At 74.1% G+C, this 17527-nt stretch carries 18 protein-coding genes; 14 read left to right on the top strand and 4 right to left on the bottom strand.

What is annotated here, in order from left to right; genetic code table 11:
• The first annotated feature begins 108 nt into the window (after positions 1 to 108).
• The 5 genes from V4Y03_RS14675 (at position 109) to V4Y03_RS14655 (ending at position 4271) form a co-directional block, all read left to right on the top strand.
• Positions 109 to 795, top strand: coding sequence for an ABC transporter permease (locus V4Y03_RS14675; RefSeq protein ID WP_332435206.1), 687 nt, complete (start codon positions 109 to 111; stop codon positions 793 to 795).
• 1 nt (position 796) lies between these two features.
• Positions 797 to 1540, top strand: a complete 744-nt coding sequence (locus tag V4Y03_RS14670) for an ABC transporter permease (RefSeq protein WP_332437182.1) — start codon at positions 797 to 799, stop codon at positions 1538 to 1540.
• A gap of 4 nt (positions 1541 to 1544) precedes the next feature.
• Complete coding sequence (locus V4Y03_RS14665; protein WP_317877506.1) at positions 1545 to 2543, top strand: ABC transporter substrate-binding protein; 999 nt, start codon at positions 1545 to 1547, stop codon at positions 2541 to 2543.
• Between the two features lie 130 nt (positions 2544 to 2673).
• Complete coding sequence (locus tag V4Y03_RS14660) at positions 2674 to 3786, top strand: hypothetical protein (RefSeq protein WP_332435205.1); 1113 nt, start codon at positions 2674 to 2676, stop codon at positions 3784 to 3786.
• Positions 3783 to 4271, top strand: a complete 489-nt coding sequence (locus V4Y03_RS14655) for a GNAT family N-acetyltransferase (RefSeq protein ID WP_332435204.1) — start codon at positions 3783 to 3785, stop codon at positions 4269 to 4271. The genes V4Y03_RS14660 and V4Y03_RS14655 overlap by 4 nt, the downstream gene beginning before the upstream one ends.
• 13 nt (positions 4272 to 4284) lie before the next feature.
• On the opposite strand, the gene V4Y03_RS14650 is transcribed toward V4Y03_RS14655, so the two are convergent.
• Together V4Y03_RS14650 and V4Y03_RS14645 are read right to left on the bottom strand one after the other, a co-directional pair.
• Positions 4285 to 5427 carry an NADH-quinone oxidoreductase subunit D gene (locus tag V4Y03_RS14650; RefSeq protein ID WP_317878194.1) on the bottom strand — a complete coding sequence of 381 codons (1143 nt, stop codon included), beginning with the start codon at positions 5425 to 5427 and terminating at the stop codon, positions 4285 to 4287.
• A 4-nt stretch (positions 5428 to 5431) separates the two neighbouring features.
• On the bottom strand, positions 5432 to 6466 hold the full coding sequence (locus V4Y03_RS14645) for an SAM-dependent methyltransferase (protein ID WP_332435203.1): 1035 nt from the start codon (positions 6464 to 6466) through the stop codon (positions 5432 to 5434).
• A 96-nt stretch (positions 6467 to 6562) separates the two neighbouring features.
• On the opposite strand from V4Y03_RS14645, the gene V4Y03_RS14640 reads away from it, so the two are divergent.
• On the top strand, positions 6563 to 7765 hold the full coding sequence (locus V4Y03_RS14640) for a sensor histidine kinase (RefSeq protein ID WP_317878196.1): 1203 nt from the start codon (positions 6563 to 6565) through the stop codon (positions 7763 to 7765).
• A 29-nt stretch (positions 7766 to 7794) separates the two neighbouring features.
• Positions 7795 to 8472, top strand: a complete 678-nt coding sequence (locus V4Y03_RS14635; RefSeq protein ID WP_317878197.1) for a response regulator transcription factor — start codon at positions 7795 to 7797, stop codon at positions 8470 to 8472.
• Positions 8473 to 8486: 14 nt separating this feature from the next.
• Here the strand turns inward: V4Y03_RS14635 and V4Y03_RS14630 are convergent, their stop codons facing one another.
• A complete protein-coding gene (locus V4Y03_RS14630) occupies positions 8487 to 9569 on the bottom strand; it encodes a DUF5937 family protein (RefSeq protein WP_332437181.1) in 1083 nt (360 codons plus the stop codon).
• Positions 9570 to 9675: 106 nt separating this feature from the next.
• Between V4Y03_RS14630 and V4Y03_RS14625 the strand changes: the two genes are divergently transcribed.
• On the top strand, positions 9676 to 9876 hold the full coding sequence (locus V4Y03_RS14625) for a hypothetical protein (RefSeq protein ID WP_332435202.1): 201 nt from the start codon (positions 9676 to 9678) through the stop codon (positions 9874 to 9876).
• On the opposite strand, the gene V4Y03_RS14620 is transcribed toward V4Y03_RS14625, so the two are convergent.
• A complete protein-coding gene (locus tag V4Y03_RS14620; RefSeq protein WP_332435201.1) occupies positions 9873 to 11111 on the bottom strand; it encodes a threonine aldolase family protein in 1239 nt (412 codons plus the stop codon). The genes V4Y03_RS14625 and V4Y03_RS14620 overlap by 4 nt on opposite strands.
• Before the next feature lie 124 nt (positions 11112 to 11235).
• Here V4Y03_RS14620 and V4Y03_RS14615 point away from each other — a divergent pair, with 124 nt between their 5' ends.
• The 6 genes from V4Y03_RS14615 to V4Y03_RS14590 all read left to right on the top strand — a co-directional run bounded on the left by V4Y03_RS14615 (position 11236) and on the right by V4Y03_RS14590 (position 17520).
• Positions 11236 to 12201 (top strand): Rossmann-like and DUF2520 domain-containing protein, encoded by a 966-nt coding sequence (locus tag V4Y03_RS14615; protein WP_317878775.1) that lies wholly within the window; start codon positions 11236 to 11238, stop codon positions 12199 to 12201.
• Positions 12198 to 13289, top strand: coding sequence for a pantoate--beta-alanine ligase (gene panC, locus V4Y03_RS14610; RefSeq protein WP_332435200.1), 1092 nt, complete (start codon positions 12198 to 12200; stop codon positions 13287 to 13289). The genes V4Y03_RS14615 and panC overlap by 4 nt, the downstream gene beginning before the upstream one ends.
• Positions 13286 to 14980 (top strand): L-aspartate oxidase, encoded by a 1695-nt coding sequence (locus V4Y03_RS14605; protein WP_332435199.1) that lies wholly within the window; start codon positions 13286 to 13288, stop codon positions 14978 to 14980. The genes panC and V4Y03_RS14605 overlap by 4 nt, the downstream gene beginning before the upstream one ends.
• Positions 14981 to 16003, top strand: a complete 1023-nt coding sequence (nadC, locus tag V4Y03_RS14600) for a carboxylating nicotinate-nucleotide diphosphorylase (protein WP_317878470.1) — start codon at positions 14981 to 14983, stop codon at positions 16001 to 16003. It abuts the gene before it with no gap.
• Entirely contained in the window at positions 16003 to 16809 is an 807-nt protein-coding gene (locus V4Y03_RS14595; protein WP_317878471.1) for a type III pantothenate kinase, read from the top strand. Before nadC ends, V4Y03_RS14595 begins: the two co-directional genes overlap by 1 nt.
• Positions 16810 to 16923: 114 nt before the next feature.
• Entirely contained in the window at positions 16924 to 17520 is a 597-nt protein-coding gene (locus V4Y03_RS14590; protein ID WP_332437180.1) for a hypothetical protein, read from the top strand.
• Positions 17521 to 17527: the final 7 nt, after the last annotated feature.

Here is a 17527-nt window from a genome sequence, read left to right as displayed (position 1 = left end):
TGAAGGGCGTGTTGCCGCATTGTGGCGGGTCTCGGGGATTGTCGGTGGCGGGGGTTAGGGTCGTCACACATGCGTTCGGGAAGGTCGGCCACCCGGGGGGAGGGACGGATGAGCGCACCGAACTGTCTGGTCACGAACGACTGGATATGCGGGGAGTATCTGCGGACGCGCGCCCAGGAGTTGACGGACGCCACGCTCCAGCATGTGGGAATCACGGTCGTGTCGGTACTGATCGCGCTCGCCGTCGCCGTACCGCTCGCCCTGCTCGTCCGGGCCAGGCCGCGCTTCGCGGGACCGGTCCTCGGACTGACCACCCTGCTCTACACGGTGCCGTCGCTCGCCATGTTCTCGCTGCTGCTGCCCTTCTTCGGGCTGTCGTCGGCGCTCGTGGTGACCGGCCTCGTGCTGTACGCGTTGACGATCCTCGTGCGGAACGCGCTGGCGGGGCTCGCCGCCGTGCCCGCCGAGACACGGGAGGCCGCCCGGGGCATGGGGTACGGCTCGCTGCGCCTCCTCTGGCAGGTCGAACTGCCGCTGGCGCTCCCGGTGCTGATGGCGGGGATACGGATGGCGACGGTCTCCACGATCGCGCTGACGACGGTCGGTTCGGTCGTCGGCCGCGGCGGCCTCGGCAATCTCATCGAGGACGCGCTGCCCACCTTCTTCAAGGCGCAGATGCTCGCCGCCTCCGTGCTGTGCGTGCTGCTCGCCGTCGTCGCCGACCTGCTGCTCCTGGGGCTGCAGCGGCTGGTCACGCCGTGGACCCGCATACGGACCGCGCCGGGGGGTGGGTGACATCGGGGTCGTGTCGGACGCCTGGGGCTGGCTCACCACCGGCGCGCACTGGACGGGCGAGGACGGCATCGGGCAACGGCTCGCCGAGCACGTGTACGTGAGCGGGGCCGCGCTGCTGATCGCCGCGGCGCTCGCGCTGCCGCTGGGGCTCTGGCTCGGCCACCTCGGCAGGGGCGGGGCGCTCGCGGTGAACGTGTCGAACGTGGGGCGGGCGATCCCCGTCTTCGCGGTGCTGGCCCTGTTCATGGTGTCGCCCCTGCGGAACGCCGGGTATGTGCCGACGGTCGTGGCCCTGGTGCTGTTCGCGATACCCCCGCTCCTGACCAACGCGTACGTGGGGGTGCGGGAGGTGGACCGGGCCGCGGTGCGGGCCGCGCGGGGGATGGGGATGACGGGCGGGCAGCTGTTCCGCCGGGTCGAACTGCCCCTCGCCCGGCCGGTGGTGATGACCGGGGTCCGCTCGGCGGCGGTGCAGGTGGTGGCGACGGCGACGGTCGCGGCGATGGTCGGGCAGGGCGGCCTCGGCCGGATCATCACGGCCGGCTTCGCCACGTACGACACCGCGCAGGTCGTCGCGGGCGCGGTGCTCGTGGCCCTGCTGGCCCTCCTGGTGGAGGGCGTACTGGTGGGCCTGGACCGACTTCTCGAACTCCGTGGCCGACCGGCAGAACGACGACCGGCAGAACGACGACCGGCAGTACGACGACCGGCCGAACGCCGACCGGAACGACCGACCAAACGCTGACTGGATGGGTGATCTCGTGAACAGGGTCTCGCGTATCGCGGGCGCGGTGCTGGGGACGGCGGCGCTGACCGTCGCGCTCGCCGCGTGCGGCGGTGACAGCCTGGAGCAGGGCAAGCAGAAGGAGTCCGGGGGCTCCGGCGACTCCGGTGGCGGGAAGAAGGGCTCGCTGGTGGTCGGCGCGGCGGCGTTCACCGAGGCCAAGGTGCTGGCCGAGCTGTACGCGCAGTCGCTGCGGGCCGCCGGATACTCCGTGTCGATCACCACGGTGAAGAATCGCGAGCTGTACGAACCGTCGCTGGAGAAGGGCGAGATCGACGTCGTCCCGGAATACGCGGCGACGATCGCGGAATTCCTCAACGCGAAGGTGAACGGGCCGAAGGCGCCGGAGGACGCGCCGGTCGCGTCCGGTGACGCGACGGCCACCGTCGAGGCGCTGCGGAAGCTCGCCGAACCGCGCGGTCTGAAGGTCCTCGCGGCCGGTGCGGCGGTCGATCAGAACGCCTTCGCGGTGACGAAGGAATTCGCCGCGAAGAACAAGCTGACGACGCTTTCCGATCTCGGCCGCGCGAAGCTGAAGGTGAAGATCGCCGCCGGTGACGAATGCGCGGTCCGGCCGTTCTGCGCGCCCGGTCTGAAGAAGACGTACGGGATCGACGTGACCGGGATCGACCCCAAGGGAGTCGGCACCCCGCAGGCCAAGCAGGCGGTGAAGGACGGGGTGGACCAGCTGGTCCTGACCACCACGACGGACGCCACGATCGACGGCTACGGCCTGGTCTTCCTCACCGACGACAAGAAGTTGCAGAACGCCGACAACGTACTGCCGGTGGTGAACGCGAAGGACGCCGGTTCCCCCGAGATAGCCGCCGCCCTGGACAAGCTCACCAAGGTGCTGACCACAGCGGATCTCGCCGAACTCAACCGCAAGGTGGACGCCGAGCGGGCGAAGCCGGAGGACGTCGCCAAGGACTATCTGGTGACGAAGGGGCTGCTCAACAAGTAGGCGTCGGGGGAGGGGCGTCGGCCCGAAGCGGAACCGGAACGGTTGATATCCACTTCTGATGGCGAGAAGTGGCCAAGAGATTGCCGGGCCGACGCCCCACACAGCGCCTACGCACGGTAAATTTCAGGCCATGCCACGTGGACGCCACCGCCATTCCCCGCCTCTGCACAAGCTGCTGCCGCCCTCAGCGGTCGCCGGCGCCGCGGTCGTGTGCGCCGCGGCCGCCTGGCTGCCCGGCGATCAGGTGCTCGCGCGGCTGCTCGCGGCGGCCGCGGCCGCCGCCGCCGTCACCGGGGCCGTCCTCATGCGCAGTTGGGACCGGAGCGCCGGTCTGCGGGTCGCCGAGCTCGACCGGGCGCGCACCGCCGACCAGTGGAAGGCCGAGGAGCGGGTCGCCGAGCTGGAGTCCGACCTCGAGGAGTCCCGCGCGCTGCGGGCCCGCCTCGACGCCAAGCTCCGCGCCAAGCGGGTCGAACTGGCCGGGCTGCGCGGCGAGCACGCCGACCTGCTCCGCCGGTACGCCACCGCCGAGACCGAGCGTGCCAGCGCCTTGGAGGGCGCCCGCGTCCTGGCCCTGGAGACGGCGGCCGGCGCGGTCGCCTCGGCCGCCGCCAAGGCTCTGCCCGCCGGTGGGTCCGCGCCCACCCCGGAGGCCTTCCGCCGCGCCGCCCAGGCACTTCGCGACCTGCCGCGCAGCGCCGCCGCCCAGCACGCCCGCCGGACCACCGAGGCGGCCCGCGCCCGTGACCTCGCCGAGCGGGCCCGCGAGACGGAGGAGCCGCAGGGGAAGCACGCGGCGACCGCCGCGACCGAGCACACCCGCCCGGCCGCCCCCGCCCTCGCGCTCCCGCCGGCCGCGCCGGTCCCGCCCGCCTCCACCATGGTCCCGGCCGTCCCGACCGCGACCGCGATCGTCCCGTACGCGGCCCGCAGGCCCGTGCCGCGCCCCGAGGGCGGCTTCGACTTCTTCGGTACGCAGAAGGCGGCGGCAGCCATCGAGGCCGTGCAGAACACCGACCTCGCCGATGTCGTCGGCGAGGAGGTCCTCGAAGAGGTCCTGGCCGCGCAGGCCGCGCTCGGCGCTCCGCTGCTCACCCCGATCAGCCCCTCGGGCACCCCCGTCAACCCTCTCCCGCCCCGGGTCACCCCGTCCCGCGCGGTCGGCCAGGTCATCGACCTGACCGCGCACGACGAGACCGAGCAGCTCGACCTGGCCGAACTCCGGGGAGCGGTGAACTCGTGACGTACCGCCTCACCGACCTCACGGCCGGTGGGGCCGCCGAGCGCCGCGACGAACTGCTCGCCCTGTGCGCCCAGGCCTTCTGCGGCGCCCCCTGGCACGAGCCGCCGCTCGGCGCCGTACGGACGGTGGACCGGCTGCTGGACTCCGCGGCCGGGCGGCCCGATTACCGGGGCGTCGCCGCGCTCGGCCCCGACGGGGAACTCCAGGGCTTCGCCGCCGGCTGGACCGACACCGCGCTGTCCGGCCGCGAGCCCGCCTTCGAACTCGCCGAACTCGTCGTCGCCCCCGCCCGGCAGGGCCTCGGCCTCGGGCGCGCGCTCCACGACGCCCTGCTCGACGGACCGCCCCCGGGACCCCGGCTCCTGATGACCCTCGACGTACCGGAACTGACCGGGCGGTACGCGCGCTGGGGCTGGACCGTGGCCGAGCGGCGACGGCCGGCCGGGGAGGAACGGGAGTACGTCGTGATGCGCCGGGAGCGCTGACTCCCGGCCCCGGCTACTTGTCGATGTCGCCGACGACGAAGAACAGCGACCCCAGGATCGCCACCATGTCGGCGACGAGCGTCCCCGGCAGCAGTTCCACGAGCGCCTGGATGTTGTTGAAGGACGCCGAGCGCAGCTTCAGCCGGTACGGGGTCTTCTCGCCCTTGGACACCAGGTAGTAGCCGTTGACGCCGAGGGGATTCTCGGTCCACGCGTACGTGTGGCCCTCCGGCGCCTTGAGCACCTTCGGCAGCCGCTGGTTGATCGGCCCCGGCGCCAGCTCCGCCATCCGGTCCAGGCAGGCGTCCGCCAGGTCCAGGGAGTTGTGCGTCTGGTCGAGGAGGCACTCGAAGCGGGCCAGACAGTCGCCCTCCTCGCGCACGGCGACCTTCAGGGTGTCCTGGAGGTCCCCGTAGGCCAGGTACGGCTCGTCACGGCGCAGGTCGAAGTCGACGCCCGAGGCGCGGGCGATCGGCCCCGACACACCGTAGGAGTGGACCGCCGCCGGGGACAGGACGCCGACCCCGCGCGTACGGCCCCGGAAGATCTCGTTGCCGAGGACGAGCCGGTCGTACACGTCCATCCGCGACCGCACGTCGGCGACGGCCTGCCGGGCCCTCCCCAGCCAGCCGGCCGGCAGGTCCTCCTTGAGGCCGCCGACCCGGTTGAACATGTAGTGCATCCGGCCGCCGGAGACCTCCTCCATCACCGCCTGGAGCTCCTCGCGCTCCCGGAAGGCGTGGAAGACCGGGGTGATCCCGCCCAGTTCGAGCGGGTAGGAACCGAGGAACATCAAATGGTTGAGGATCCGGTTCAGCTCCGCGAGGAGGGTACGGGTCCACACCGCGCGCTCCGGGACCTCCATGCCGAGCATCCGCTCGACGGCCATGACCACGCCGAGCTCGTTGGAGAAGGCGGACAGCCAGTCGTGACGGTTGGCCAGCATGATGATCTGCCGGTAGTCGCGCGCCTCGAAGAGCTTCTCCGCGCCCCGGTGCATGTAGCCGATCACCGGCTCGGCCTGCCGCACGACCTCGCCGTCGAGCACGAGCCGGAGCCGGAGCACGCCATGGGTCGAGGGATGCTGCGGCCCGATGTTCAGCACCATGTCGGTGCTCTCCGCCGCGCCGCCGATGCCGACCGTCGTCTCCGTCATGCGGTCAGTATCCCCCGAGGCCCGACACGGCCCGGCCGCCCCGTCCCGGCACCCGCCGGGTCAGCCAGAGGAAGTCCCCGAGCCCCCCGCGCGCGGTGAGCTCCGCGGCCTCGCCGGCGGCGGACAGCGCACGCAGGTACGCGGCGGGATCGGCCGAGGCGAGGGCCAGCGGCGGCCGCCCGCCCTCCACCCCGAGCCGGCCCAGGGCCTCCCGCTGGGTGACGAGCCCGCCGAGGCCGTCCGGAGCCGTCGGGACGTCCGCGCCCCCACCCGCCGCCGCGCACGCGTCAAGAGCCACGTGCGCCGTCACGTCGCAGGAGCCGTCCGGGGCCGGTGGGACCTCGCGGCCCGCGCGGAAGCCGGTCAGGGAGCCGAAGGGCGGCCGGGACGCCCGTACGTGCGCGTAGTCCACGGCCACCGCCCTGCCCGCCGCCAGCGAACCCACCGCCGCCGCCCAGGCCTCGTCCCGGGGCCACCCGATCTCGGCCCGCGCCCCCGGCTCCGTCAGCGGCCACCAGCGGGCCAGCCACTCCGCGTCCCGGCCCTCCACGGGACCGCCGAGCCGCTCCGTGCCGTCCGGGCGGACCTCCACGTACCTGACCGTGCCCTCCGCGTCCGCCTCGGCCACGTCCACCGGCACGTTGTCGAGCCACTCGTTCGCGAAGAGGAGTCCGCGCGTCCCCCGGGGGATCCGGCCGGTCCACTCGATCCGGGGGTCGAGCCCCGCGGGCCGGCCGGCCCGCTCGACGGCGTACGCCCGGACCGTGAGCCCGCTGCCCTCCGTGGCGGCGAGCACCCCGGTGAGGAGTTCACCGCGCCCCGCGCCCACGTCCACCAGGTCGATCACGGTCGTCCCCAGCTCCTCCGCGACCTCGCCGAGCAGCCGGGCCACGGCCCCCGCGAAGAGCGGGGAGGCGTGCACCGAGGTGCGGAAGTGACCCGCGGGTCCCTCCGGGCGCAGATAGAAGCCCCCCGGGCCGTACAGCGCCCGTTCCGCGGCTTCCCGCCACCCCTGCCACTGACACGTCTCATCCGTCACGGGCCCAGTCTCCACCTCGGGGAGTACGGGCCCCGCGCCAAGGATCGACCCCACGGTTGATCCCCGCACCCGCCTCCCTTCCCTACCCTGGGTGACGTGCAGCGCCTCTACGACTTCATCCGCAGACACCCGACGGGCGTCGACAGCTTCTGGGCCGTCGTCCTCCTCGGGTTCTCCCTGCTGTGGGTGGGGGAGACCTCCCCGGGGCTCGGCCAACCCGTCGCGTACGGCGTGGTCGCCCTGCTCTTCTCCCTGGTCCTGGCCCTGCGGCGGCGAGCCCCCGAGAAGATGCTGCTGCTCTCGACCGGACTGGGGCTCGCACAGCTCGGCTTCGGCCTGAGGCCGTTCATCGCCGACTTCGCCATGCTCATGATCATCTACACGGTCGCGGCGCACGACGGACCCCGCTGGGCGTCCCGGCTCGCGCTCGTCGGCGGACTCTGCGCCTCGCCCCTCTCCCAGCTGAGATGGCCGATGGAGGCCACCGACTCCGGTGCGGCCAAGGTCTTCTTCGTCATCATCATGACCGTGCCGTTCGCGCTCGCCTGGGTCCTCGGCGACTCGCTCCGCACCCGCCGCGCCTACTTCGCGCAGCTGGAGGAGCGGGCCTCCCGGCTGGAGAAGGAGCGCGAGGCGCAGGCCAAGGTCGCGGTCGCCGCCGAGCGGGCCCGGATCGCCCGCGAGCTGCACGACGTCGTCGCGCACAACGTGTCGGTGATGGTGGTCCAGGCCGACGGCGCCGCCTACGTCATGGACTCCTCCCCGGAGACCGCGAAGCAGGCCCTGGAGACCATCTCCACCACCGGCCGGCAGGCGCTCGCCGAGATGCGCAGACTCCTGGGCATCCTGCGCACCGGGGAGCACCAGGAGGCCGGGGAGTACGTGCCCCAGCCCGACGTGGGCCAGATCGAGGACCTCGTCGAGCAGGTGCGGGGCGCCGGGCTCACCGTGGACTTCGCCATCGAGGGGAGCCCGCGCCCGCTGCCCAGCGGCGTCGAGCTCACCGCGTACCGGATCGTGCAGGAAGCCCTCACCAACACGCGCAAGCACGGCGGCCCCGATGTCGGCGCCAGCGTCCGCCTGGTCTACTTCGACGACGGGCTCGGACTGCTCGTCGAGGACGACGGCCGGGGCGCGCCGCAGGAGATGTACGAGGACGGCGGCGCCGACGGCCGTGGCCACGGCCTGATCGGCATGCGCGAGCGGGTCGGCATGGTCGGCGGCACCCTGGACGCGGGACCCCGTCCGGGCGGAGGCTTCCGGATCAGCGCCCTGCTCCCGCTCAAGCCCGCTCACTGACGATCCGAACACGACCCCGAAGGAACCTGATGTCCATCCGCGTGATGCTCGTCGACGACCAGGTGCTGCTGCGCACCGGATTCCGCATGGTGCTCGCCGCCCAGCCGGACATGGAGGTCGTGGCGGAGGCGGGGGACGGGGTCGAGGCCCTGGAGGTCCTGCGCGCGACGGCGGTCGACGTCGTCCTGATGGACGTCCGCATGCCGAAGCTCGACGGGGTGGAGACGACCCGGCGGATCTGCTCCCAGCCCGACGCCCCGAAGGTGCTGATCCTGACCACCTTCGACCTCGACGAGTACGCCTTCTCGGGGCTCAAGGCGGGGGCGAGCGGCTTCATGCTGAAGGACGTGCCGCCGGCGGAGCTGCTCGGCGCGATCCGCTCGGTGCACAGCGGCGACGCGGTGGTGGCGCCCTCCACCACCAGGCGGCTCCTCGACCGCTTCTCGCCGATGCTGCCGTCGACGGGCCGGGAGCCCGAGCACAAGGAGCTGGGGCGCCTCACCGACCGGGAGCGCGAGGTGATGATGCTGGTCGCGCAGGGCCTGTCGAACGGCGAGATCGCCGCCCGGCTGGTCCTCTCCGAGGCGACGGTGAAGACCCACGTGGGCCGCATCCTGACCAAGCTGGGCCTGCGCGACCGGGTGCAGGTCGTCGTCCTCGCGTACGAGACGGGTCTGGTCAGGGCGGGCGGCGGCGCGGCGGGCTGACCCGGGGGCAGGTCCTAGCGCAGCACGCTCTCCAGGAAGTCGCTGCCGAGGCGGGCGACGACGGCCACGTCCAGCTGGTGGAGCACGTATCGGCCCCGGCGCTGGGTGGTGACGAGTCCGGCCTTCTTCATGACCGCGAGGTGCCGGGAGACCTCGGGGGCGGTGATGTTGTACGCGTCGACCAGCTCGCTCGTCGTGCTCGAACCCCGGGCCAGACTGCGGCAGAGCCGCATCCGCATGGGGTGGGCGACGGCCTCCAGACGCCGGGTGACCGCCTCGACGGAGGCCACACCACCGGGCTCGCGGTCGGGGACGGGGTACTGGATGACGGGCTGCCAGCCCGGGGCGTAGAGGGCGAAGAGGTGCGGCCAGCCGAAGGCCGTCGGCAGGAACGTCACCGCGGAGCCGGCGGCGCTCGCCCGGCCCTGGACCAGCTTGTCGACGACGATCCGGGAGCCCGCCGCGTCCTCCTCCAGGGTCATCGCGGGGGACGCGTCGGCGACGGCCTCCGCCAGGCCCTTGTGCCGCATCAGCTCGGTCTTGTGGCGGGCGTCGGCGGCGAGCTGGACGCGGACACGGCACCAGGTGTCCGCGAAGAAGGCCTCGTCGCAGTCCTCGAGGAGACGCCGGACCCACGCGCGCGTACCGGGCGGGTCGGCGAGCATCCGCTCCACGAAGGCGACCTGGCGCGGGCCGCGCGCGGCGGCCAGGTCCAGGGTGCGGCGGCGCATCCGCTCGTCGACGAGCGGCGAGGGAGCGCCGTGCGTGTACTTGCTGTTGCAGGAGATCTCCAGGGCGGAGCCGACGTACTTCTCGTCGTCCATGCGGTCGAGGTCGTCCAGCTCCTCGGCGAGGGTCCCCCGGGGACGCGAGGGCAGCAGGATGTCCGAGCGGGTGGAGTTCCACATGAAGTCGGCCTCGTGGAGCCGGTCCGCGAGCTCCGGCTTCAGCGCCGCCGCCGTCGTCGTGGTCCAGGCGTGGAGCCGGGCGTGGTGCGCGGGCTCGGACAGGGCGTGCAGGGCGGCGCCCAGCTCGGCCAGCGGCGAGGGGCTGAAGGTGATCCGCTCGTGCGGCAGTCCGGTGATGTCGATGGTCACGCTCACCCGTCCATGGTGCGGGGTGGAGCGGGGGTGGTGTCGCGCCGTTTGACGACGGCCGTCAATCGGCGCGCCAAGGGCTGGGGGCCGGGCGCACGGTGAGGGCATGAACGCGATGCACCAGTACCTCTTCGACGCGTACCGCGCCGCCCGGCTCGGCGAGCCGGCGCCGCCGGCGCCCGGCACCCATGACGTCGCCGTCCTGCGGGCGGTCCGCGAGCGGCGCCGCGCCGAGCGTGAGCGCGCGGGCCGCCCGGCGCGGGGCGCCCTCCGCCACCGCCTCCGAGCGGCCCTCGGCCTCCGCTAGCCCAGCCGCCCCAGGAAGTCCCGTACGGCCGTCCTCACGTCCTCCGCCGTCCACTCCAGGCCCGGCTCCGTCACCGTCACCTCCGTGAACGAGACGCCCGGCGGGCCGCCCGCGCCCGGGGCGAACCAGCGGCGGAAGAGCGCCGTGCCGGTGTCCTCGGTCTGCGCGAGCGCCGCCGCCGTCAGGGCCTCGGGGGCGTACGGCAGCCAGACCTGGAACTGGTGGGTGTGCGGCGCCTCGGGGTGGATCCGGAACCAGCCCGTCCCGGCCTCCGTGAACGCCTCCCGCAGCGCGTCCGCCACCACGCGCGCGTGCGCCACGTACGACGGGAGCAGGGGCAGCTCGATGTCCAGGCCCCGGAGCGCGGAGAGCGCCGCCGGGTACTGCTGGAAGACCATCCCCCCGTACCGGTGCCGCCAGACCCTGGCCTCCTCCATGACGTCCTCGGGGCCGGCCAGCGCGGCCCCGGACATACCGCCGAGAGACTTGTAGAACGAGACGTAGACGCTGTCGGCGAGCCCCGCGATCTCCGCGAGCGGACGGCCGAATCGCGTCGCGCACTCCCAGAGCCGGGCCCCGTCGAAGTGGACCACCGCGTCCCGCTCCCGGGCCGCCTCGACGACCTCGGTCAGCTCCTCCCAGGTCGGCAGGACGAAGCCCGCGTCCCGCAGCGGCAGCTCCAGCATCAGCGTCCCGAAGGGTTCCGGGTGGTCCCGCACCTCCTCGGCCGTCGGCAGCCGGGGCGCGTCGGTGGGGTGGACGGTGCGGAGTCCGGAGACGGCCCCGAACGCGCCGTTCTCGTGGACCTCGGGGTGGCCGAGCGGGTGGAGGGCGACGACGGGACTGCCGGTGCGCCCGGCCCAGCAGCGCAGAGCCACCTGCTGGGCCATCGTGCCGGTGGGGAAGAAGACGGCGGCGGGCAGGCCGAGCTCCTCGGCGACGCGCCGCTCCAGCACCTCCACGGTGCCGTTGCCGTAGGTGCCGAGCGGGGCCCCGCCGTATCCGGCGGTGTCCGCCCAGTCGGCCAGCTCACGCAGGCGCGTGCCGACCGTGCCGTCCACCGAGGTCTGCCCCATCTTGCGCGCGGCCTCGCCCCAGACCTTCGCCCGGTGCAGCCGGGCCGCTTCCTCGTCCGGAGGCTCCACGGGGTCTGTCCGGTCCGCGGGGGCCACCGGGTCCGTGCCGTCCACCGGGTCCGTGCCGTCCACGGGATTCACGGGATGCATGCCATTCATGAGCCGATCATCACACCCCGCCCACACCCTGTGGACAGCCACCGAGGAGCGCGAAACGCTGGCGTAGCATGACCAGAAATCGTCCGGTACCCGCCGAGGACTGGAACGGAAGGCCGTCCCCACCGTGAACGCACCAGCAGCGCCAGAGCCCCGAGCCGAGGACCGACCCGCCCGGCTCACCGTCGGAGTCGTCGGCGCCGGCCGCGTGGGCCCCGCCCTCGCCGCCGCCCTCCGGCTCGCCGGGCACCGCCCCGTCGCCGTCTCGGCGGTCTCCGACGCCTCCCGGCGCCGCGCCGCCGCCCTCCTGCCCGACGTCCCCGTCGTCGAGCCCGCGCGCGTCCTCGCCCTCGCCGACCTGGTCCTGCTCACCGTCCCCGACGACGCCCTGCCCGGGCTGGTCGAGGGGCTCGCCGACACCGGGGCCGTACGGCCGGGACAGCTGATCGTGCACACCTCCGGGCGGTACGGGGCACGGGTCCTCGACCCCGTCCGCCGGGCCGGCGCCCTGCCGCTCGCCCTGCACCCCGCCATGACCTTCACCGGCACGGGGGTCGACGTCCAGCGGCTCGCCGGCTGCTCCTTCGGCGTCACCGCGCCCGGGGAACTGCGGCTCGCCGCGGAGGCCCTGGTGATCGAGATGGGCGGCGAGCCCGAGTGGATCGCGGAGGACGCCCGCCCGCTGTACCACGCGGCCCTGGCCCTCGGCGCGAACCACCTGGTCACGCTGGTGGCCCAGTCGATGGAACTGCTCCACAAGGCGGGCGTCGCCGCCCCCGACCGGATGCTCGGCCCGCTGCTCGGCGCCGCCCTCGACAACGCCCTGCGGTCCGGGGACGCGGCCCTCACCGGCCCGGTCGCGCGCGGTGACGCGGGCACGGTCGCCGCGCACGTCGCGGAACTGCGCAAGCACGCGCCCGGCACCGTCGCCGGCTATCTGGCGATGGCCCGCACGACCGCCGACCGGGCGCTCGCGCACGGCCTGCTCAAGCCCGAGCTGGCCGAGGACCTGCTGGGCGTGCTCGCCGACACCCCGGCGGGTGCGACCGGCCCCACCGGAAGCGCCGACGGGCCGCAAGGAGACGACCGATGAGCCTGTTCGCCCGTGACGGCGACACCGGTCGCCCGGTCCGCCACCAGCCCGCCGAACTCCTGCGCACCGGCGAGGACCTCAGGGACGCCGCCGCCCACTTCGCCGTCCCCGGCTCCACCGCCGTGGTCATGACCATGGGCGCCCTCCACGAGGGCCACGCCACCCTGGTCCGGGCCGCACGCGCCCGCGTGGGGGAGAAGGGCTTCGTCGTCGTCACCGTCTTCGTCAACCCGCTCCAGTTCGGCGCCGGCGAGGACCTCGACCGCTACCCCCGCACCCTCGACGCCGACCTCGCCCTCGCCCTCGAATCGGGCGCCAGCGCCGTCTTCGCGCCCTCCGCCGACGAGGTCTACCCCGGCGGCGAGCCGCAGGTCAGGATCACCGCCGGCCCCATGGGCGAGCGCCTCGAAGGCGCCTCACGGCCCGGCCACTTCGACGGCATGCTGACCGTCGTCGCCAAGCTGCTCCACCTCACCGCGCCCGACCTGGCCTTCTTCGGCCAGAAGGACGCCCAGCAGCTGGCGCTGATCCGGCGCATGGCCCGCGACCTGAACTTCCCGGTCGAGATCGTCGGCGTGGAGACCGTCCGCGAGCCCGACGGCCTCGCGCTGTCCAGCCGCAACCGCTACCTGTCGGCCGAGGAGCGCCGTACCGCCCTCGCGCTGTCCGGCGCGCTGTTCGCCGCCCGCGAGCGGCTCGCCGCGCAGGAGGCCCTCCGCGCGCGTGCCGCCGCCCTGCCCGCCGCCCAGGGGCGTGCCGAGAACCGCGCCGAGGCGCTCTCCCGGCTCGGCGAGGCACGGGCCGCCGCCGACGCCCACGCGGTCGCGCAGGCCGTCGAGGGCTGCGGGGCCGAGGCCGTCAGGGCCGCCGCCCGTACCGTCCTCGACGACGCCACGAGGACCGAGCCGCCGCTCACGCTGGACTACCTCGCGCTCGTCGACCCGGCGGACTTCACCGAGGTCGCCGACGACCACGACGGGGACGCGGTCCTCGCCGTCGCCGCGCGCGTGGGCACCACCCGGCTGATCGACAACATCCCCCTCCACCTCGGAGGCACCATGTCCACCACCCTGGGAGCGAACCCGTGACCGGAATACGGCTGCACGCCGCCGCGCCCGGCTGGGCCATCGACGCCGATGTCGTCGTGGTCGGCTCCGGAGTCGCCGGCCTCACCGCCGCCCTGCGCTGCACCGCGGCCGGGCTCCGTGCGGTCGTCGTCACCAAGGCCCGGCTCGACGACGGCTCCACCCGCTGGGCCCAGGGCGGCATCGCCGCCGCGCTCGGCGACGGCGACACCCCCGAGCAGCACCTCGACGACACGCTCGTGGCCGGCGCCGGGCTCTGCGACGAGCAGGCCGTGCGGGTGCTCGTCACCGAGGGGCCCGACGCCGTCCGCAGGCTCATCGCGACCGGCGCCGACTTCGACAAGGACGCCGACGGCGGGATCGCGCTGACCCGGGAGGGCGGCCACCACCGCCGCCGGATCGCGCACGCCGGCGGCGACGCGACCGGCGCCGAGATCTCCCGCGCCCTGGTCGAGGCGATACGGGACCGGGGCGTGCGCACCATCGAGCACGCCCTCGTCCTTGACCTCCTCACGGACGCCGGGGGCCGCACGGCGGGCGTGACCCTGCACGTCATGGGCGAGGGCCAGCACGACGGCGTCGGCGCCGTCCACGCGCCCGCGGTGGTCCTCGCGACCGGCGGCATGGGCCAGGTCTTCTCCGCCACCACCAACCCGACGGTCTCCACCGGCGACGGCGTCGCGCTCGCGCTGCGCGCCGGCGCGGAGGTCTCCGACCTGGAGTTCGTCCAGTTCCACCCCACGGTGCTCTTCCTCGGCGTCGGCTCCGAGGGTCAGCAGCCGCTGGTCTCCGAGGCGGTCCGGGGCGAGGGCGCCCACCTGGTCGACGCCGACGGGGTCCGCTTCATGCTCGGACAGCACGAGCTGGCCGAGCTGGCGCCCCGGGACATCGTCGCCAAGGCGATCACCCGCCGGATGGGGGAGCAGGGCACCGACAACATGTATCTCGACGCCCGCCACTTCGGCGCCGAGATGTGGGCGGAGCGCTTCCCGACGATCCTCGCCGCCTGCCGCTCCCACGGCATCGACCCGGTGACCGAGCCGATCCCGGTCGCGCCCGCCGCGCACTACGCCTCCGGCGGCATCCGTACGGACCTGCGGGGCCGTACCACCGTCCCCGGCCTGTACGCGTGCGGGGAGGTCGCCTGCACGGGCGTCCACGGCGCCAACCGGCTCGCCTCGAACTCCCTCCTGGAGGGCCTGGTCTTCGCCGAGCGGATCGCCGAGGACGTCATCTCGGCCGCCCCGCGCGTGCCGGGCGCCCCGGTCGCGCACCCGTCCCCGGTGACCCTGCCGCTGCCCGTGGCCGGCGCCCGGACCCGTATCCAGCGGATCATGACGGCCGGCGCCGGGGTGCTGCGCTCCGAGACCGGCCTGCGGGGGGCCGCCGAGGCCCTCGACGCCCTGCACGGCGACGCCCTCGCGGGCGGCACCGACGACACCAAGGCCGGCGAGCCGGGCGTGGACGCCTGGGAGACCACCAACCTGCTGTGCGTCGCGCGCGTGCTGGTCGCCGCCGCCCGCCGCCGCGAGGAGACCCGCGGCTGCCACTGGCGCGAGGACCACCCGGACCGCGACGACACCGACTGGCGCCGGCATCTCGTCGTACGCCTCACCCCGGAGCGGACCCTCGACGTCCGGACGACCGGCACACATGACTTTCCCCCCACCTCCGATGCCCCAAGGGAGCCGTAAGTGACCACGCCCGAGGAAGCCCGTCCGCAGCCCGTGGACGTCCCTCTCATCCAGATCCACACGGTTTCCTCCGACGAGGCGGCCGGCGGCTGCGGCGACGGCTGCGGCTGCGGCGGTGCCGACGAGTTCGAGTGCGGGCTCGACCCGGCGCTGGCCGAGCTGCTGGAGGCCGCGGGACTCGACCCCGTCCAGGTCGAGGACGTCGCCCACCTGGCGATCGCCGAGGACCTCGACGGCGGCGTCGACGTGACGACCGTGGCGACCGTCCCCGAGGACGCCGTCGCCACCGCCGACTTCACCGCCCGCGAGGCCGGTGTCGTGGCCGGTCTGCGGATCGCCGAGGCCGTCCTCTCGATCGTGTGCACGGCCGAGTTCGAGGTCGAGCGGCACGTCGAGGACGGCGCGCGCGTCGAGGCCGGGGACGTGCTCCTCAGCGTCACCGCCCGCACCCGTGACCTGCTCACCGGCGAGCGCAGCGCGCTCAACCTCCTGTGCCGCCTCTCCGGCATCGCCACCGCAACGCGCGCGTGGGCCGACGCCCTGGAGGGCACGAAGGCCAAGGTCCGCGACACCCGCAAGACCACTCCGGGCCTGCGCGCCCTGGAGAAGTACGCGGTCCGCTGCGGCGGCGGCGTCAACCACCGCATGTCGCTCTCCGACGCGGCGCTGGTGAAGGACAACCACGTGGTGGCGGCCGGCGGCGTGGCCGAGGCCTTCAAGGCCGTGCGCGAGCTGTTCCCCGAGCTGCCCGTCGAGGTCGAGGTCGACACGATGCCCCAGGTCCGCGAGGTCCTGGAGGCGGGCGCCGATCTGATCCTGCTGGACAACTTCACCCCGGCCGAGACCGAGGAGGCCGTCGCGCTGGTCGCGGGCCGCGCCGCCCTGGAGTCCTCGGGCCGGCTGACCCTGGAGAACGCGGCGGCGTACGCGGCGACCGGGGTGGACTACCTGGCGGTCGGCGGGCTCACCCACTCCTCCCCGATCCTCGACATCGGCCTCGACCTGCGCGAGGTGCGGGCCTGATGCTGCTCACCATCGACGTCGGCAACACGCACACGGTCCTCGGTCTCTTCGACGGTGACGAGATCGTCGAGCACTGGCGGATCTCCACCGATCCGAGCCGCACCGCCGACGAGATGGCGGTCCTGCTCCAGGGCCTCATGGGCATGCACCCGCTGCTCGGCGTGGAGCTGAGCGACGGCATCGAGGGGATCGCGATCTGCGCGACGGTCCCCTCGGTGCTGCACGAGCTGCGCGAGGTCACCCGGCGCTACTACGGGGACGTCCCCGCGGTCCTGGTGGAACCGGGCGTCAAGACGGGCGTGCCGATCCTCACGGACAACCCCAAGGAGGTCGGCGCGGACCGCGTGATCAACGCGGTCGCGGCCGTCGAGCTCTACGGCGGCCCGGCGATCGTCGTCGACTTCGGTACGGCGACGACGTACGACGCGGTCACCACGCGCGGCGAGTACGCGGGCGGCGCCATCGCGCCGGGCATCGAGATCTCGGTCGAGGCGCTCGGGGTCAAGGGGGCCATGCTCCGCAAGATCGAGCTGGCCAGGCCGCGCAGCGTGATCGGCAAGAACACGGTGGAGGCGATGCAGTCGGGCATCGTCTACGGGTACGCGGGCCAGGTCGACGGCGTCGTCGCCCGGATGAAGCGGGAGCTGGTCGGCCCGAACGGCGACCCCTCGGACGTGACGGTGATCGCGACCGGCGGCCTGGCGCCGATGGTCCTCGCCGACTCCCGGGAGATCGACGAGCACGAGCCCTGGCTGACCCTGATCGGCCTGCGCCTGGTGTACGAGCGGAACGTCTCCCGCATGTGAGGGAGGCGGGCGGACGGGCGGGCCGTCGGCGCGCCGCAATGATCGCTAAGAGGAAATTGTCCGATTAGCGCGTATCGTCGGCCCATGCCCACGCCATACGGATCCCGCGGCGGCATGGCGTTCAGCGCGGACGAGCTGCGTGTGCTCCGCCGTGCCCTCGCCGTCGCCCTCCACCCCGCCCCGCTCCAGGACGAGGACGTCCAGGACACCCTGCGCCTGGCCGAATCCGTGGACGAGGCGGTACGCGAGGCCGGCCGGCTGCGCGCCTTCCTCCTCGCCGACCTGGCCCGCTACCGCGAAGCGCTCCCCGGGTCCCTCGGCGGCTATCTGGAGCTCCTCCAGGACGCCCTCGCCGCCGGTTACGACCCCGGGGCCGACGACCTCGCCGCACTGCGCGCCCTGCGCCGCAACCCCGCGGCGGCCGAGCTGCTCGCCCGCTGCCAGATCCTCGCCGAGCGCTCCGTACGCGCGCGCCTCGCCCGGGTCTCCCAGGCCACCGGCACGACCGCCGGACGGAGCCCGCAGGGCGCCGTGGTCACGGCGCCCCGGGTCCGGCTGCTCGCCCTGCCCGGCGGGCGCGCGGCGGCCGACGATCCCAAGCCGACGCCCCCGGCGCCCGCCGAGCGTCCGGTGCCCAAGCCCTCCGAGGTGTTTCCGCCGCGCCGGAGGCCCGTACCCCCGCCCCCGCCCGAGGAACGCGTCGCCGGATAGCTAGGCT

The organism is Streptomyces sp. P9-A4, assembly GCF_036634195.1.
Taxonomy (GTDB): domain Bacteria; phylum Actinomycetota; class Actinomycetes; order Streptomycetales; family Streptomycetaceae; genus Streptomyces.
Note: the sequence above shows the minus strand (reverse complement) of the source record. Positions and strands in the feature narration are given on the sequence as shown.

Bases quoted from the DNA above. Each gene is read 5' to 3' on its own strand.
- V4Y03_RS14650 (WP_317878194.1), bottom strand. From the start codon at position 5,427: ATGACGGAGACGACGGTCGGCATCGGCGGCGCGGCGGAGAGCACCGAC.
- V4Y03_RS14660 (WP_332435205.1), top strand. From the start codon at position 2,674: ATGCCACGTGGACGCCACCGCCATTCCCCGCCTCTGCACAAGCTGCTG.
- panC (WP_332435200.1), top strand. From the start codon at position 12,198: ATGAGCCTGTTCGCCCGTGACGGCGACACCGGTCGCCCGGTCCGCCAC.
- V4Y03_RS14590 (WP_332437180.1), top strand. From the start codon at position 16,924: ATGGCGTTCAGCGCGGACGAGCTGCGTGTGCTCCGCCGTGCCCTCGCC.
- V4Y03_RS14620 (WP_332435201.1), bottom strand. From the start codon at position 11,111: ATGAATGGCATGCATCCCGTGAATCCCGTGGACGGCACGGACCCGGTG.
- V4Y03_RS14625 (WP_332435202.1), top strand. From the start codon at position 9,676: ATGAACGCGATGCACCAGTACCTCTTCGACGCGTACCGCGCCGCCCGG.
- V4Y03_RS14665 (WP_317877506.1), top strand. From the start codon at position 1,545: ATGGGTGATCTCGTGAACAGGGTCTCGCGTATCGCGGGCGCGGTGCTG.
- V4Y03_RS14595 (WP_317878471.1), top strand. From the start codon at position 16,003: ATGCTGCTCACCATCGACGTCGGCAACACGCACACGGTCCTCGGTCTC.
- V4Y03_RS14635 (WP_317878197.1), top strand. From the start codon at position 7,795: ATGTCCATCCGCGTGATGCTCGTCGACGACCAGGTGCTGCTGCGCACC.
- V4Y03_RS14675 (WP_332435206.1), top strand. From the start codon at position 109: ATGAGCGCACCGAACTGTCTGGTCACGAACGACTGGATATGCGGGGAG.